The 15,873-nt window shown below is 74.2% G+C and carries 11 protein-coding genes; 9 read left to right on the top strand and 2 right to left on the bottom strand.

Features of this window, described 5'->3' with window-relative positions; translation table 11 throughout:
* Positions 1 to 168 precede the first annotated feature (168 nt).
* The 4 genes from lanKC (at position 169) to AC4OXY_RS42295 (ending at position 6,673) form a co-directional block, all read left to right on the top strand.
* Complete coding sequence (gene lanKC / locus AC4OXY_RS42310; RefSeq protein ID WP_356029509.1) at positions 169 to 2,781, top strand: class III lanthionine synthetase LanKC; 2,613 nt, start codon at positions 169 to 171, stop codon at positions 2,779 to 2,781.
* A gap of 36 nt (positions 2,782 to 2,817) precedes the next feature.
* Positions 2,818 to 2,931, top strand: a complete 114-nt coding sequence (locus AC4OXY_RS42305) for a SapB/AmfS family lanthipeptide (protein ID WP_356029508.1) — start codon at positions 2,818 to 2,820, stop codon at positions 2,929 to 2,931.
* Between the two features lie 125 nt (positions 2,932 to 3,056).
* Positions 3,057 to 4,763, top strand: coding sequence for an ABC transporter ATP-binding protein (locus AC4OXY_RS42300; protein WP_491994725.1), 1,707 nt, complete (start codon positions 3,057 to 3,059; stop codon positions 4,761 to 4,763).
* A gap of 74 nt (positions 4,764 to 4,837) precedes the next feature.
* Positions 4,838 to 6,673 (top strand): ATP-binding cassette domain-containing protein, encoded by a 1,836-nt coding sequence (locus AC4OXY_RS42295; RefSeq protein WP_491992370.1) that lies wholly within the window; start codon positions 4,838 to 4,840, stop codon positions 6,671 to 6,673.
* A gap of 10 nt (positions 6,674 to 6,683) precedes the next feature.
* On the opposite strand, the gene AC4OXY_RS42290 is transcribed toward AC4OXY_RS42295, so the two are convergent.
* Positions 6,684 to 7,295 carry a LuxR C-terminal-related transcriptional regulator gene (locus tag AC4OXY_RS42290; RefSeq protein ID WP_356029506.1) on the bottom strand — a complete coding sequence of 204 codons (612 nt, stop codon included), beginning with the start codon at positions 7,293 to 7,295 and terminating at the stop codon, positions 6,684 to 6,686.
* A gap of 380 nt (positions 7,296 to 7,675) precedes the next feature.
* Between AC4OXY_RS42290 and AC4OXY_RS42285 the strand changes: the two genes are divergently transcribed.
* A complete protein-coding gene (locus tag AC4OXY_RS42285) occupies positions 7,676 to 9,835 on the top strand; it encodes a SpoIIE family protein phosphatase (RefSeq protein ID WP_491992369.1) in 2,160 nt (719 codons plus the stop codon).
* Between the two features lie 69 nt (positions 9,836 to 9,904).
* On the opposite strand, the gene AC4OXY_RS42280 is transcribed toward AC4OXY_RS42285, so the two are convergent.
* Positions 9,905 to 11,332 (bottom strand): S1 family peptidase, encoded by a 1,428-nt coding sequence (locus tag AC4OXY_RS42280; protein WP_491992368.1) that lies wholly within the window; start codon positions 11,330 to 11,332, stop codon positions 9,905 to 9,907.
* A 191-nt stretch (positions 11,333 to 11,523) separates the two neighbouring features.
* Here AC4OXY_RS42280 and AC4OXY_RS42275 point away from each other — a divergent pair, with 191 nt between their 5' ends.
* The 4 genes from AC4OXY_RS42275 (at position 11,524) to AC4OXY_RS42260 (ending at position 15,873) form a co-directional block, all read left to right on the top strand.
* Positions 11,524 to 11,937 (top strand): PaaI family thioesterase, encoded by a 414-nt coding sequence (locus tag AC4OXY_RS42275; protein WP_356029502.1) that lies wholly within the window; start codon positions 11,524 to 11,526, stop codon positions 11,935 to 11,937.
* Between the two features lie 529 nt (positions 11,938 to 12,466).
* Complete coding sequence (locus AC4OXY_RS42270; RefSeq protein ID WP_067044133.1) at positions 12,467 to 12,682, top strand: hypothetical protein; 216 nt, start codon at positions 12,467 to 12,469, stop codon at positions 12,680 to 12,682.
* A 153-nt stretch (positions 12,683 to 12,835) separates the two neighbouring features.
* The gene (locus AC4OXY_RS42265; RefSeq protein WP_356029501.1) at positions 12,836 to 13,639 is read left to right on the top strand and encodes an HlyD family efflux transporter periplasmic adaptor subunit; all 804 of its coding nucleotides are present in this window, start codon (positions 12,836 to 12,838) and stop codon (positions 13,637 to 13,639) included.
* Positions 13,636 to 15,873 (top strand): NHLP family bacteriocin export ABC transporter peptidase/permease/ATPase subunit, encoded by a 2,238-nt coding sequence (locus AC4OXY_RS42260; protein WP_376292320.1) that lies wholly within the window; start codon positions 13,636 to 13,638, stop codon positions 15,871 to 15,873. The genes AC4OXY_RS42265 and AC4OXY_RS42260 overlap by 4 nt, the downstream gene beginning before the upstream one ends.

The following is a 15,873-nucleotide window of genomic DNA, read 5'->3' as shown; positions in this document are numbered from 1 at the left end:
CCGCCGAACACATCTTGACCCGTGAGTTCCGCACGGTGACCTCGTGACAGTCGTGACTGTCCGCGGCCGTGCGACGCCTGCGAGTGTCTCTTCCGGTCACCGGGTCGAAGGTCCGGTGACCGAGGACAAGGGTGCCGAGGGTGCCGGGGACGACGCGGGCGGAGGGGCATGGACAAGCGGTACGAGGTGTACGCGCTGGCCGACGGGCACTTCTACGACACGCCCGACCGGCTCGCGGACGCCGGCGGTGCGCAGACCGCCCAGTTCACGGCGGCGCGCCGCACCGTCCCGGACGGCTGGCACGCGTCCCGCTCCGGAGACTGGCTGAATCTGACCCCGCTCGGCGCGGACGGCGCGCCGCTGCCGGCGCCGGCCCAGGGCTGGAAGATCCACTCCTCGGCGACCGCCGCGAACGCGGAGCGGATCGCCGAGATCGTCTGGGACTACTGCGTACCGCGCCGCATCCCCTTCAAGTTCGTGCCGGGCCCGCAGCTGCTGCATCTGCGCAACGCCAAGTACGCGGGCCGCGACACCAGTGGCAAGTTCGTCACCGTCTACCCGGCCGACGAGACGCGGCTGCACGAGGTCCTGCGCGAACTGGGCGCCCTGCTGGCGGGGTTCGAGGGGCCGTACATCCTCACCGACCTGCGCTGGGGCGAGGGTCCGCTCTACGTCCGCTACGGCGCCTTCGCCCGCCGGTACGTCGTCGACGAGCGCGGCACGCTGGTCCTCGCGGTGGCCGACGGCGAGGGCAGGCTCGTGCCGGACCGCAGGGCGCCGTCCTTCCAGGTCCCCGAGTGGGTGACCCTGCCCGCGTTCCTCCGGCCGCATCTCGCGGCCCGCAACACCACGACGGTCGGCGAGCTGCCGTACCGCATCGAGAAGGCGCTGCACTTCTCCAACGGCGGCGGGGTGTACGCCGGCACCGACACCCGCGACGGGCGCAAGGTGGTGCTGAAGGAGGCCCGGCCGCACGCGGGGCTGGCGGCCGACGGCGCGGACGCGGTGACCCGGCTGGAGCGGGAGAAGGCGGCGCTGGAGCGGGCCGCCGGGACCGGTGTGGTGCCCGGGGTGCGGGACTGGTTCCTGCTCGGCGAGCACCGGTTCCTGGTCATGGACTTCCTGGCGGGCCGCCCGCTCAACTCCTTCTTCGCCGAGCGGCATCCGCTGCTCACCCCCGACCCCGACCCGGCGCGGGTCGCCGCGTACACGGCGTGGGCGCTGCGGATCCACGCGGCGGTGGAACGGGCGGTCGAGGCGGTGCACGCGTGCGGGCTGGTCTTCAACGACCTGCACGTCTTCAACATCATGGTGGCCGAGGACGAACAGTCCGTGCATCTCATCGACTTCGAGGCCGCCGCCCCCGCCGCCGAGAACGCCCGGCAGACCGTCGCCCATCCCGGCTTCTTCGCCCCGCCGGACCGCCGCGGCCCGGACGTGGACCGCTATGCGCTGGCCTGTCTGCGGCTCGCCCTGTTCCTGCCGGTGACCACGCTGTTCGTGGTGGACCGCGGCAAGGCCGCCCATCTCGCGGACGTCATCGCGGACCAATTCCCGGACGTACCACGGGAGTTCCTGGACGAGGCGGTCGCGGAGATCACCCGGGACACGGCGGGCGGCCGACGCGCCCGCACCGCCCCGCCCGTGGTGCCGGGCGACTGGCCGTACAGCCGCGACTCGATGGTGAAGGCGATCCTCGCCTCCGCCACCCCGGAGCGCGACGACCGGCTGTTCCCCGGTGACATCGCCCAGTTCTCCGACGGCGGCGGCCTCGGCCTCGCGCACGGCGCGGCCGGGGTCCTGTACGCCCTGGAGGCGTCGGGCGCGGGCCGCTACGACGAGGGCGAGCGCTGGCTGCTCGACCACACCGCCCCGCCGCCGCCCGGCACCCCGCTCGGCCTGTACGACGGCCTCGCCGGCGTCGCCCTCGTCCTCGACCGGCTCGGCCACCGGCAACGGGCGTTGGACCTGGTCGACGGCATCCTGCGGGAGAACTGGCGCAATCTCGCCTCCGACCTGCACGGCGGGCTCGCCGGACTCGGCCTGGTCCTCGGCCGGCTCGCGGACACCACCGGCGAGCCGTCCTTGCGGCAACACGCCGCCGAGGCCGCCGACATCGTCGTACGACGGCTCGCCGAGCCCGTGCCGGACACCCCGCGCCGACGCGCCGGGCTGCTGCGCGGCGCGAGCGGTCCGGCGCTGTTCCTGCTGCGGCGCCACCAGGAGACCGGCGAGGACCGCTATCTGGCCGCGGCGGCCGTGGCGCTCCGCCGTGACCTGGACTGCTGCGTGACCCAGAAGGCGGGCGGCGGCCTGGAGGTGGATGAGGGCCGGCGGACGCTGCCCTATCTCGGCGACGGCAGCGCGGGCATCGGCCTGGTCCTGGACGACTACCTCGCGCACACGGACAACGAGGCGTTCGCCCGCGCCCGGGCCGGCATCCTCACCGCCGCCACCTCACGCTTCTACGCCCAGCCCGGCCTGTTCCAGGGCCGCGCCGGAATGATCCTGCACCTCGCCCGCTCCACGGCGCCCGGCGCCGACCGGGAGCGGCTGGCGCGGCAGATCGAGGGGCTCGGCTGGTTCGCCATGGACTACCAGGGCCAACTCGCCTTCCCCGGGCACCAGATGATGCGTCTGTCCATGGACCTCGCCACCGGTACGGCGGGCTGTCTGCTCGCGCTCGCCGCGGCCTGCGACGACCCCCGCACCGCGCACCTGCCGTTCCTCGCGCCGCCTCCGGCGGCCCCCGCACGCGGCTCCGCACGGACGGAGCCGTGATCCAACCCCCGTCCCCGACAAGGAAAGGACCCTGCCATGGCACTGCTCGACCTTCAGACCCTCGACTCCGACGAGCACGACGGCGGCGGCGCGAGCACCGTGAGCCTGCTCTCCTGCGTCTCCGCCGCGAGCATTCTGCTCTGTCTCTGACCGAGCGGGTGATCCACCGGCTCCGGACGGCCCCCTTCCGCCGGGGAGGGGCCGTCCGGGGCCGCCCCGGTGCGCCGCCTGCCGACTCCCGCCCCGACGGCGGCACTTCGGCGGCAGCCCGCGCCCTGTCGCGGGCGGTGCTGCGCCACGGCCGCGCCCGCTGTGCCGCGCTGTGCGCCGTGAGTACGGCCGCCACGGCCGCCGGCCTGCTGCTGCCGGCCCTCCTCGGCCACACCCTGGACCTGCTCCTCGCCCATGCGCCGGCCGCCCGCTGGGTCGCCTGCTGTGCCGGTGTCGTCCTGCTGCTCGCCCTGCTGGACGGCTGCGCGGGCGTGCTCACCGGCACGGCCACCGCGCACGCCACCGCCTGGCTGCGCCGCCGTGTCACCGGGCACGTCCTCGCGCTGGGCCCGCGCGCGACGGCCCGGTTCGGCGCCGGGGACCTGGTGGCGCGCGGGGTCGGCAACGCCGCGCAGGCCGGGACGGCGCCGGGCGCGGTGGCCGTGCTGCTCTCCGCGCTCGCCGGGCCGGTCGGGGGCGTGGTGGCGCTCGGCGTCATCGACCCGTGGCTGGCGGCCGTGTTCCTCGCCGGAGCACCGGTCCTGGCCCTGCTGCTGCGTGCCCTCGCCCGGGACACGACGGAATGCGTGGCCGAATACCAGCGGGTGCAGGGCCGGATCGCCGGGGCGCTGGCCGAGGCGATCGGCGGCTCCCGGACGATCCGGGCGGCGGGCGTGGCGGACCGGGAGACGGCCCGCGTCCTGGCGCCGCTGCCCGAACTCTCGCGCGCCGGGCGGCGGATGTGGCAGGTGCAGGGGCGGGCCGCCGCGCAGGCGGTCACCGTGGCACCGCTGCTGAACCTCGCGGTTCTCGCGGTGGCCGGGCTGCTGCTCGCCCGGCACCGGCTGTCGGTCGGCGACCTGCTGGCCGCCTCCCGGTACGCGGTGCTCGCGACCGGCGTCGGCGCGCTCGTCGGCCGGCTGACCGCGCTCGCCCGGGCCCGCGCGGCGACCGGCCGGCTCGCCGAGGTGACGGCCGTACCCCGCCCGGAGCACGGCACCCGCCGTCTGCCCCCCGGACCCGGCCGGCTGGAGCTGCGGGCGGTGACCGCCGTCCGGGGCGGCCGCGCGGTCCTCGACGGACTGGATCTGACCGTTGCGGGCGGTACGACCCTGGCGCTCGTCGGCCGCTCCGGCGCCGGGAAGTCCCTGCTCGCCGAGGTGGCCGGCCGGCTCACCGACCCGGACGCGGGCGAGGTCCTGCTGGACGGCGTCCCCCTCCGCAGCCTGACCCACGACGAGTTGCGCCGCGCGGTCGCCTACGCCTTCGAACGCCCGGCCCTGCTGGGCACGACGATCGAGGACGCCCTCGCCCTCGGGCTCGCCGACCGGACCCCGGCCGCCGTCCGGTCGGCCGCCCGGCGCGCCCACGCCGACGACTTCGTCCGCAGACTGCCCGACGGTTACGCGACCCGCGTCGCCGACGCCCCCCGCTCCGGCGGCGAGTCCCAACGCCTCGGCCTCGCCCGGGCGTTCGTCCGCGAGAGCCGCCTCCTCATCCTCGACGACGCCCTGTCCAGCCTCGACACGGTCACGGAACACCGCATCACCCAGAGCCTGTTGGCCTCCGGCCCGGCCCGTACCCGCCTCCTGATCGCCCACCGCCCGACGACAGCGGCCCGCGCGGACCTCGTCGCCTGGCTGGACGACGGCCGCGTCCGGGCTCTGGGCACCCACCGGGAACTGTGGCGGGACGCGGCGTACCGGGCGGTGTTCGGGGTGCAGGGGGAGAGCGACGCCGGGGCCGCGCCGCGAAGCGAGGAACGGGGCTGATGGGGGGCACATGGGCCGGACAGCCATCGGAACGGAGCGACCGAGTGCTTCATGTGCCGTGCCGAGGAGGGGAGTTGAGCGGCGTGCGCGGTGAGGAGGACCGGCGCGAGGTGGCAGCGGATCCGGCCGGCGGGCGTCCGGCACCGCTGCGCGGGCGGGTGGCCCGGTTCCTGCGGGACCGGTGGCGGGTCCTGGTGCGGCTCGGGGCGTGGTCCGTGCTGGAGGCGGGGCAGACCTTTGTCGTCGGTTACGCGCTCGCGCGGGCGCTGGACGCCGGGTTCCTGGCCGGAAGCGTACGGACCGGGCTGGGGTGGCTGGGGGCGGCGGGACTCGCCGTGTGCGCCGGGGCGTACGGGACCGGGCGGGTCTACGGCGTGGTCGCCGAGCTGGTCGAACCGGCCCGGGACCGGCTGGTGACCGCCGTGGTCGGGCGGGGGGTGCGGGAGGCGGACCCGGGCGCGCTGTCCGGGCTCACCCAGCAGGTGGAACTGGCCCGGGACACGCTCGCGGGCGTGGTGATGGTGTCGCGCTCGTTCCTGTTCACGGCCGCCGGCGCCCTGATCGGTCTGCTCTCGCTGGCCCCGCTGCTGCTGACCGTCGTGCTGCCCCCGCTGCTGGCCGGGGTGGGCCTGTTCGCCGTGACGCTGCGACCGCTGGCCCGCCGTCAGGAGGCGTTCCTCACCACCGACGAGGCACTCGCGCGGGAGCTGGGCGCGCTGTGTCCCGGACTGCGGGACGTCACGGCGTGCGGCGCCGAGGAGCGCGTCGCGGCGGACCTGGGGCGACGGATCGACGCCGAGCTGGCCACCGCACGCGCCCTGGCCCGCTGGAGCCTGGCGCGCACGGCGGCGCTGGCCGTCGGCGGCGAGCTGCCCGTGGTGCTGCTCCTGGTCACGGCCCCCTGGCTGCTGCGCCACGGCGTGACCGCGGGCGCCCTGGTCGGCGCGCTCGCCTACGTCACCCAGTCCCTGCTCCCCGCACTCCAGAACCTGGTCCACGGCCTCGGCACGAGCGGCTCGCGCCTGACGGTGGTGCTGCGCCGCCTGACGAGCCGAGGACCGCGCACCGTTCGACTCCGGGAGGCGCAACCGGCCCAGGGGCGCGGGGCCGCGTCCCTCAGCGGCTCCGCGGCGGGGCGCGACCAGCCACCACGGACCCGCACCCGCCCGCCCATCGCAAGCACCCGGTCCGCGCCCGCCCTCGCCCTCACCTCCCTCACCTTCGCCTACGGCTCCGCCGGCGAGCCGATCCTCGACGGCCTCGACCTCACCCTGCCCACCGGCGCCCACCTGGCCGTCGTGGGCCCCAGCGGCATCGGCAAGTCGACACTCACCAGCCTGATCGCCGGCCAGCTCACCCCGGACCACGGCACGATCCGCGTGCACGGCCACCCCGTGCCCGCGCCGCAGGCGACCGTCCTCATCCCCCAGGAGGCCTACGTCCACGGCGGCACCCTCGCCGAGAACCTGGCCCTCTTCCGGCCGGGCCCCGTACCGGAGGCCGAGCTGCTGGCCGCGGCCGACGCCGTCGGACTGACCCCTTTGCTGCGGGCGCTGGGCGGGCCGGACGCCCGGGTCGAGCCGACGGCGCTGTCGGCCGGCGAGCGCCAACTGATCGCGCTGACCCGGGCCTATCTCTGCGCCGCCCCGCTCGCCCTACTCGACGAGGCGACCTGCCATCTCGACCCGGCGGCGGAGGCACGCGCCGAGCGGGCCTTCGCCGGGCGGCCGGGCGGCACGCTGCTGGTCGTCGCCCACCGGCTCGGCTCGGCCCGCCGGGCCGGGCGGATCCTGGTCATGGACGGCGCGCACACCGCCTGCGGCACCCACGACGACCTGCTGCGCACCTCGGCCCTGTACCGGCAGCTCACCACCGGCCGCCCCCCGTCACCGACCGCACTCCCCCGCTAGCCGGTACCGGTCACAGCCAGCCTTCCCCCCGCGATATGCGTATGGCGTCGATCCGATTCCGCGCGCCCGTCTTGCGGGTGATCGACGCCATGTAGTTGCGGACCGTGCCGTGCGACAGGTGCAGGCTTCCGGCGATCTCCGCGATCGACGCGCCCCCGGCCGCCAGCGACAGCACGCTCAGCTCGCGTCTGGTCAGTGGCATCTGGGCCGCCTTGAGGAAGCCGAAGCCCAGTGAGGCATCGACGAAACGTTCCCTCGCGGCGACGCTGCGGATCGCGCGCAGCAGCCGGTCCGGTGAGCCCGCCTTGTCGACGAAGCCGAGGGCGCCCGCCTCGGCGGCCCGCTTCAGCAGGCCCGGCCGGTTCGCGTGGGCCATGACCACCAGCGCCGGCGGCCGGCCCGCCCCGGCCCGCGCCGGGGACAGATCGCCGAGCGGCGGTATGCCATGGCCGTCGACGCAGTCCAGGTCCGCCGCGCACACGTCCGGCGACGACGACCGTATCCTCGCCGCGGCGCCGCGCCACGGTGTGTCGTCCACGTCCAGCCCCGGTTCCCGGCCCAGCCACTCCGCCAGCACCGCCCGCACCAGACACGCGTCGTGCACCAGAAGCAACCGAATCACTGCCCGCCCCCTCGCAAGCTCGTCGTACCCCGCGCTCATCGCCCGGCCCCACCGTCGCGATCCGCCCCCGCGTACCCGCCCGCCCGCTCGTCCCCTCGCTGTGCGGTCGGTGCGGAAAGCGCCTGCCCATTCTTGGGCGCGTCCTGCGTTCACGGGCGCGGAGAATCGGCCATCAGGGTGCGCGGGGGCGCACGCGGAGCGCCCGTACGCCGCCCGCGCTTCCGATGTCTGCGGCACATGTCCGGGCGGACCGGTTGGCCAGCGGCTCCGTGGCACGGGCGAGCAGGGCGGGGCTGGGGGCGCTCGCCGTGCGCGGCGCGCTCCCGCGAGGGAGTCTGGTCCCCGGGGCACGACGCGCGGCCGTACGAGGAGGTGGTGGCGTGTCCGACGGGCCGGGCTCAGGGCCGGTACCGGCACCGGCGGCCGAGGACACGGTGGCCGCCCGGCCGGTGCTGTCGCTCGCACTGGCCTCGATGCTGGAGGAGGTGCGCGCCCACTCCGGCGCGGTGTATCTGCTCCGCCCCGACCAGCAGGTCCTGGAGATGGCGGTGCACGCGGGCATGCCCCGGGCGTTCGCGGCGCCGTGGGAGCGGGTCGGGCTGGGCGCGCGGATCCCGGTCGCCGACGCGGCGCGCGAGCGCCGGCTGGTGTGGGTGGGCGGCGAGGAGGAGATGGCCGGCCGGTATCCGCGGATCGCGCTGGTGCTGCCGTACCCGTTCGCGCTGGCCGCGATGCCGGTGGCGACCGGGAACCGGCTGTACGGCGCGGTGTTCGTGACGTGGCCGGGTGCGCATCCGCCGGAGCTGTCGGATGTCGAACGCGCCGATCTGACCGCGGCCTGCGACCGGCTGGCGCTCCGGCTGGAACGGGACGCGGCACAGAACCGGCCGCTCGGCCCCGAGGTCGACGTGCTGGCGGCGCCGCTGCCGGCGGTCGCGGCGGGCACGACGGGCACGGCGGGTTCGGCCGAGGCGGTGCGGATGGTGGCCCGGCTGCCCTACGGGCTGCTGTCGCTGGATCTGAACGGCCGGATCGCGTTCGCCAACGCGGCCGCCACCGAACTGCTCGGCCGGACGGCCGGGGAGCTGCTCGGGACGCTGCCGTGGGCGTCGGTGCCCTGGCTCAACGACCCGATGTACGAGGACCGTTACCGGGGAGCGCTGCTCAGCCAGCAGGTGACGTCGTTCGTGGCGCTGCGTCCGCCGGGCGAGTGGCTGTCGTTCCGGATGTATCCCAGCCGCAGCGGGCTGAGTGTGCGGATCACCCGGGCCCGGGCCGTGGCGGACATGGCGCAGGAGGCGCCGCGGGCCGGTCCGGCGCCGTCCCGGCTGGTGACGATCTCGCAGGTGCTGAGCCTCGCGGGCGCGCTGACCGAGGCGGTGGGCGTGCAGGACGTGGTGCAGCTGGTGTGGGACGAGGTGACCCCGGCGGTCGGCGGGCAGGCGATGGTGATCCTCGGCTCGCAGGGCGGGCGGCTGCATGTGCTGGGCCACCGGGGGTACGACGACCCGCACATCGTCGAGCGGTTCGACGGGCTGCCGCTGGCCGAGCGCACCCCGGGCACCCATGCCCTGACCAGCGGGGTGCCCGCGTTCTTCGACTCGCGGGAGCAGTTGGAGCGGCTGTATCCGCAGCGGCACGAGACCCCGGACGGCTTCGCGGCCTGGGCGTATCTGCCGCTGATCGCGTCCGGCCGGCCGGTGGGCACGTGCGTGCTGGCGTACGCCGAGCCGCATGTCTTCCCCGCCGACGAGCGGGCCGTGCTGACCTCCCTCGGCGGGCTGATCGCGCAGGCGCTGGAGCGGGCCCGGCTCTACGACGCCAAGCACCGGCTGGCGCACGGCCTCCAGCAGGCCCTGCTGCCCAGTTCGCTGGTGCCGCCGCCCGGCATCGAGGCCGCCGCCCGCTATCTGCCGGCCATGCACGGCATGGACATCGGCGGCGACTTCTACGATCTGGTGCCGACGCTGCCGCTGTCGTCGGCGGTGATCGGGGACGTCCAGGGGCACAACGTGACGGCGGCGGGCCTGATGGGGCAGATCCGTACCGGCGTGCGGGCGTACACCACGGTCGGGCAGGAGCCGCACGAGGTGATGAGCAGCACCAACCGGCTGCTGATCGACCTCGGCGCGGACCTGTTCGCCAGCTGTCTGTATCTGCGGCTGGATCCGGCGCGCGGGCGGGCCGTGATGGCGCGGGCGGGGCATCCGCCGCCGCTGCTCAGGCGGCCGGACGGCCGGGTGCGGGTGCTGGACCTGGCGGGCGGCCCGCTGCTCGGGATCGACGCGGGCGCCGTGTATCCGACGACCGAGGTGTCCCTCGCACCGGGTTCGGTGCTGCTCCTCTACACCGACGGCCTGGTGGAGTCCCCCGGCATCGACATCGAGGACGCGCTGGTCGACCTCGGCGGTCTGCTGTCGGAGTGCGGGCAGCGGCCGCTGGAGGACCTGGCGGACGAGGTCGTACGGCACAGTGCGGCGGCCCGGGGCCGGGCGGACGACGTGGCGGTGCTGCTGCTGCGGGCCTGCCCCGTTGTCTGACTCCCCGTGACGGGAGAGGAGTCCGGCCCTCCCGCCGGAGGGCCGGACCGTGAGCCGGTCGGCTCGGGGTCAGTTCGAACCGGTCACGGACGAGCCGTTGTTCGCGGTGCTCGCGGTGCCGCTGCCGGACTGATCGCCGGTGCCGGTACCGGTTCCTGCGCCGGACTGGTCGCTGCCACCGGCGCCGGCCCCGGCGCTGCCGGACGGGTCGGTGGCCGAGGCGGACGGGTCGGCGGAGCCGCCGATCTGGGCGCCGCCGGCGCCGGCCGGGTCGCTCGCCGAGGCCGACGGGGCGGCGGAGCCGGACTGGCCGCCCGCGCCGCCGTTGCCCGCGTTGCCGCCGGCACCCAGCGTCGCACCGGTGGCCTGGAGGGCGGCGGTGACCGGCTGGAAGAAGGTCTCGCCGCCGCTCGTGCAGTCGCCGCTGCCGCCGGAGGTCAGGCCGACCGCGCTGCCGTCCTGGGTGAACAGGGAGCCGCCGCTGTCGCCGGCCTCGGCGCACACGTTGGTCTGGATGAGGCCGTTGACGGTGTCGGTGCCGCCCGGGACGGTCTCGCTCGCGAAGTTCACGGTGGCGTCGAGGCCGGTGACCTGGCCGTTGTGCAGGCCGGTGGTGGAGCCCATGCGGAACACGGTCTCGCCGACGGTGGCGTCCGCGGCCTTGGTGATCTGCACGGTCTGGCCGTTGCCGGCGTTGACCTCGCTGGGCGCCTGGGTGGTCTTGTCGTTGTACTTGACGAGCGAGAAGTCGTTGCCCGGGAACTTCGCCTGGTCGACGGTGGCGATGGGCTGGCCGGTCTGCGAGTCGGACCAGTCCTTGGCCGCGACCCCGCAGTGACCGGCCGTCAGGAAGGCGGGGCTGCCGTCGGAGGCGGTGACGTTGAAGCCGAGGGAGCAGCGGACGCCGCCCTGCTGGGTCTGGGCGAAGATGGCGTCGCCGCCCGAGACGAAGGTCTTGAAGGTGCCGGCGGACTTCTTCAGGGTCGCTATGTTCGAGCCGAGGCTCTGCACGGTCGACTGCAGCCTGTTCCACTTGGCGCCGGTGACGCTGGAGTCCGCGGTGACGAGGATCTTGTTGGTGCGCGGGTCGACGGCCCACGAGGTGCCGGGGATCGTCGCCCTGGTCTTGAGCGTCCCGGCGGCGGTCCTGAGCGCCTTGGTGCTGTTCTGCACCTCGCGGACGATCGCGCCCGCCTTCTTCGCCTGTGCCGTCAGGGTGTTGTCGCCGTTGACCACGTTCACGACGAGCTGCTGCTTGGCGCTGTCGTAGTACGAGCCGGCGAAGGCGGTGCCGAGGGTCTTTTCGAGCTGGGCGGCGAGGCCGGAGGCGTCCGAGGCCTTCAGGGTCCGCGCGGTGCCGAGGGTGCCCGCGGCGTTCGTGTCGTTCTTGTCCTGGGACGCCATGGCGTTGGGCAGCAGGAGAGCCGCCGCTCCGAGCGCCGCGACACCGCCCACCGCTATCGCGGCCTTGCGCTTGGGCATTCGCTTGTGACTCAACTTCTCGACCTCCTGGGGACGGGGGTCTGCCGCTCTTGGGCAGTTCGATTCGGCGCCTGGATGGCCGTACGTACGCACCGGGCGCGCGCCGTGTTCAAACGGGCGGCGCAACTGCCGTACGGGGTGGGGGAATCGGCCAGGGTCGGCCGCGGTGGGCGTGGTGGCGGGGGCAGCTGGGAACAATCGCCCATATGACGATGACCACCGCCGAAGCCGACACGATCCTCGCCGACCGCTTCGCGCCCTGGGTGCGCGATCTCGGGCTGAGTGTCGAAGGCATCGGCGAGGACCGGGCGGTGCTGCGTCTGCCCTGGTCGCAGCGGCTGGCCCGGGAGGGCGGCGGGCTGTCGGGGCAGGCGCTCATGGCGGCCGCCGACACGGCGACGGTGATCGCGGTGTCGGCCGCGCGGGGCGCCTTCGTGCCGATGACGACGGTGCAGCAGTCCACGTCGTTCCAGCGGCCGGTGACCGGCGCGGATGTCCTGATCGAAGCGGTCCTGACGAAACTGGGCCGCCGGATGGCCTTCGCGGACGTCACACTGTCCGACGCGGACTCGGGGGCGCTCGCCGCCCGGGCGAGCACCGTGTACGCGATCCTGGACTGACGCCCGGCGGCTCCCCGGCCGGCTCCCCGTCGGCCCCGAGTCGGCTCTCAACCGACTCCGATCCGACACGGTCCGCTACCGATCAGTAACGGTCCGTTTCACGCGCGTAACGGAATCCCGGCTTCAGCGAATCTGCACATCCAATACCCACGCGGGTCACCGACGGCGACGGATCTGCACATCCCCGCGTCCCCGGACACGGCTTTGGCGCGGAGTGCCGGATTCGCCGTCGGTAAGACAAGGGGAAGACCAGCAAGCGATTGCGACGATGCCGCGCGGCTTGTGAAGGAGTCGCCGACAAGCCGTGCGCGTACCTGCACGGATGAGCCCGTTCCCGAGCCAAGTGCCCTGGTGAGCGCGTGGATTGATTGGAAGCGTGCCCAGCCTGCGTGCTTTGATCCATCGCACCGCAGGGCGCTGCGGCCTCCGGGCCACGGGGGTCGGCCGCCCGCGGTCGCGGCCGTCCGTCTGTCCCCAGAGGGGGCCGCTCCCCCCTTGTGAAATATCCTTTAGGAAGGGAAGTTCCATCATGAACTCCACCCCCCAGGTCGAGACCGTCGAGATCTCGGACGCCGAGCTGGACAACGTCTCCGGCGGTCTGTCCGTGAACGCCCTCAACACCGTGACGGGCGCCGTCAACGGCATCGCCCCGGTCTCCGGCCTGGTCAACACCGGCATCAGCACCGTCGAGGGCGTCACCGGCCTGAACGTTCAGCCGGTCACCGACCTGGTCGCCGGTCTCTGATCGCACCCAGTGTCAACCGAAGTCCCGGAGCCGTTTCCCGGCTCCGGGGCTCTCGGGTGCCCGCCCGCGGGAGCCGGACCGTGTCCCTCGGTTCCTCGGCGGGTGCCGGTCCCTTCGTCGTAACGCTGTCTCATCTCGGGTGAGGGAAGTCCCGTGCAGTTCCGCCAACAGGCCCTCGCCAAGCTCCAGTCGCCGGAAGAGCTGGACCTTCCGGTGCGCCTGGCCCGTCCCCAGGGCTGGCTCGCGCTGGGGGTCACCGTCGTCGTCATGGCCGCGGCCTCCGTCTGGGCGGTGACCGGTTCGGTCGCCTCCACGGTGAGCGCGCCCGCCATCCTCACGCACGGCCAGGGCAGTTACCTCCTGCAGAGCCCGGTCTCCGGCCAGGTCACGGCCGTCCTCGCGCAGCAGGGCGAACAGCTGCCCGCGAACGCGCCCGTGCTCAAGGTCCGTACCGTGCAGGGCGACTCGGTCGTCCGCACCGTCGCCGCGGGCCGCGTCAGCGCGCTCGCCGCCACCATCGGGCAGATCATCCAGACCGGCACGAACGTCGCCTCCGTGGAGAAGGTCGCCCACGCCTCGGACCCGCTGTACGCGACCGTCTACGTCCCCGCCGAGGACGGCGCCTCCATCCCCGCGCACGCCTCGGTCGACCTCACCGTCTCCTCGGTGCCGACCCAGACGTACGGCGTGCTGCGCGGCCGGGTGAAGTCGGTGGACCGCGAGGCGCAGTCCGCCCAGTCGATCGCCGCGTTCCTCGGCGACAGCCAGCTCGGCCAGCAGTTCACCCGCAAGGGCCGCCCGGTGGCCGTCACGGTGCTCCTGGACACGTCGGCGACGAAGAGCGGCTATCGCTGGTCCACCTCCGACGGGCCGCCGTTCGGGCTCGACTCGATGACCCTCGCCTCCGCCTCGGTCAAGCTGGCCGACCAGCGTCCGATCGATTGGCTGCTGCCGTGAGCCCTCAGACAGGAACCGGCCAGGACACCCGCGGCCGCAGAAGGGCCGCCCCGGCCAAGCGGCCGGTGCCGAGGCCCCGCGGCGGCACCGTCCGCACCCCTACGGTCCTCCAGATGGAGGCCGTCGAGTGCGGCGCCGCCTCGCTGGCCATGGTCCTCGCCCACTACGGCCGGCACGTCCCGCTGGAGGAGCTGCGCATCGCCTGCGGTGTCTCCCGGGACGGCTCACGCGCCTCCAACCTGCTCAAGGCGGCCCGCAGTTACGGCCTGACCGCCAAGGGCATGCAGATGGACCTGGCCGCGCTCGCCGAGGTCGCGGCGCCGGCCATCCTGTTCTGGGAGTTCAACCACTACGTCGTCTACGACGGCATGGGCCGGCGCTTCGGCCGCCGCGGGGTGTACATCAACGACCCCGCCAAGGGCCGCCGGTTCGTTCCCATGGAGGAGTTCGACGGCTCCTTCACCGGTGTGGTGCTGGTGCTGGAGCCGGGCGACGGCTTCAGCAAGGGCGGGCGCAAGGCGGGCGTGCTCGGCGCGATGCCGGCCCGGCTGCGCGGCACCGCCGGCACCCTGCCCGCCGCCGTCCTCGCCAGCCTGCTGCTGGTCGCGGTCGGCGCCACGGTGCCCGCGCTCAGCCGCACCTACATCGACACGTTCCTCATCGGCGGCCGGACGTCCCTGCTGGGCGTGCTGTTCGCCTCGATGGGCACCTGTGTGCTGCTCACCCTGGTGCTGACCTGGCTCCAGCAGGCCAACCTGCTGCACGGCCGGATCATCTCCTCCACCCTGTCCAGCGCCCGCTTCCTGCGCCATCTGCTGCGGCTGCCGGTCACCTTCTTCTCCCAGCGCTCCCCGGCCGACCTGGTGCAGCGCCTGCAGTCCAACGACCAGGTCGCCGAGACCCTGGCCCGCGACCTCGCGGCGGCGGGCGTGGACGCGATCGTCGTCGTGCTGTACGCCGTGCTGCTCTACACCTACGACCCGCAGCTGACGTTCGTCGGCATCGGCGTGGCCCTGCTCAACGTGGTCGCCATGCGCCTCGTCGTACGGCTGCGGGCGACCCGGACGGCGAAGCTGCGCGCGGACACGGCACGGCTGACGAACACCTCGTACACCGGTCTGCAGCTGATCGAGACGATGAAGGCGACCGGCGGCGAGGACGGCTACTTCCGCAAGTGGGCCGGGCAGCACGCCACCACGCTGGAGGAGCAGCAGCGGCTCGGCGTGCCGAGCGCCTGGCTCGGCGTGGTCGCACCCGCGCTCGCGACGTTCAACAGCGCGTTGATCCTGTGGATCGGCGGCATGAAGGCCGTCGAGGGGCACATCTCGGTCGGTCTGCTGGTCGCCTTCCAGTCGCTGGTGACCCGCTTCACCGCCCCGCTCACCCGGCTCAACGGCGTGGCGGGCCGCATCCAGGACTTCGCGGCCGACGTGGCCCGCCTGAAGGACGTGGAGAACTTCCAGGCCGACCCGCTCTACGCCCGCCCCGGTGGCGGCGGCGACTCCACGCGCCGGCTGCACGGGCACATCGAGCTGGAGAACATCACCTTCGGCTACAGCCCGCTGGACAAGCCGCTGCTGAGCGGCTTCGACCTGACCGTGGGTCCCGGGCAGCAGGTGGCGCTGGTCGGCGGCTCGGGCAGCGGCAAGTCGACGGTCTCCCGCCTGATCTCGGGCCTGTACGCCCCCTGGGACGGCGTGATCCGCATCGACGGCCGCCGACTGGACGACATCCCGCGCGGGGCGCTCGCCTCCTCCGTCTCCTTCGTCGACCAGGACGTGTTCCTCTTCGAGGGCTCGGTCCGCGACAACATCGCCCTGTGGGACCCGTCCATCCCGGACGAGGCCGTGGTGGAGGCGCTGAAGGACGCGGCGCTCTACGACGTCGTCATGCGAAGGCCCGGCGGCATCCACAGCAAGGTCGAGCAGGACGGCCACAACTTCTCCGGCGGGCAGCGCCAGCGCCTGGAGATCGCGCGGGCGCTGGTGCGCCGGCCGAGCATCCTCGTGCTGGACGAGGTGACCAGCGCGCTGGACGCGGAGACCGAGCTGGTCGTGATGGACAACCTGCGCCGGCGCGGCTGCGCCTGTGTGGTGATCGCGCACCGGCTGAGCACGGTCCGCGACAGCGACGAGATCGTCGTGCTCCAGCACGGCACGGTCGTCGAGCGCGGGCGGCACGAGGAGCTGGTGGCGCACGGCGGCGCGTACGCGGCACTGGTCAGGGAGCGGTGA

It is taken from the genome of Streptomyces sp. HUAS MG56 (assembly GCF_058673395.1).
This window is presented reverse-complemented; position numbering and strand designations above follow the sequence as displayed.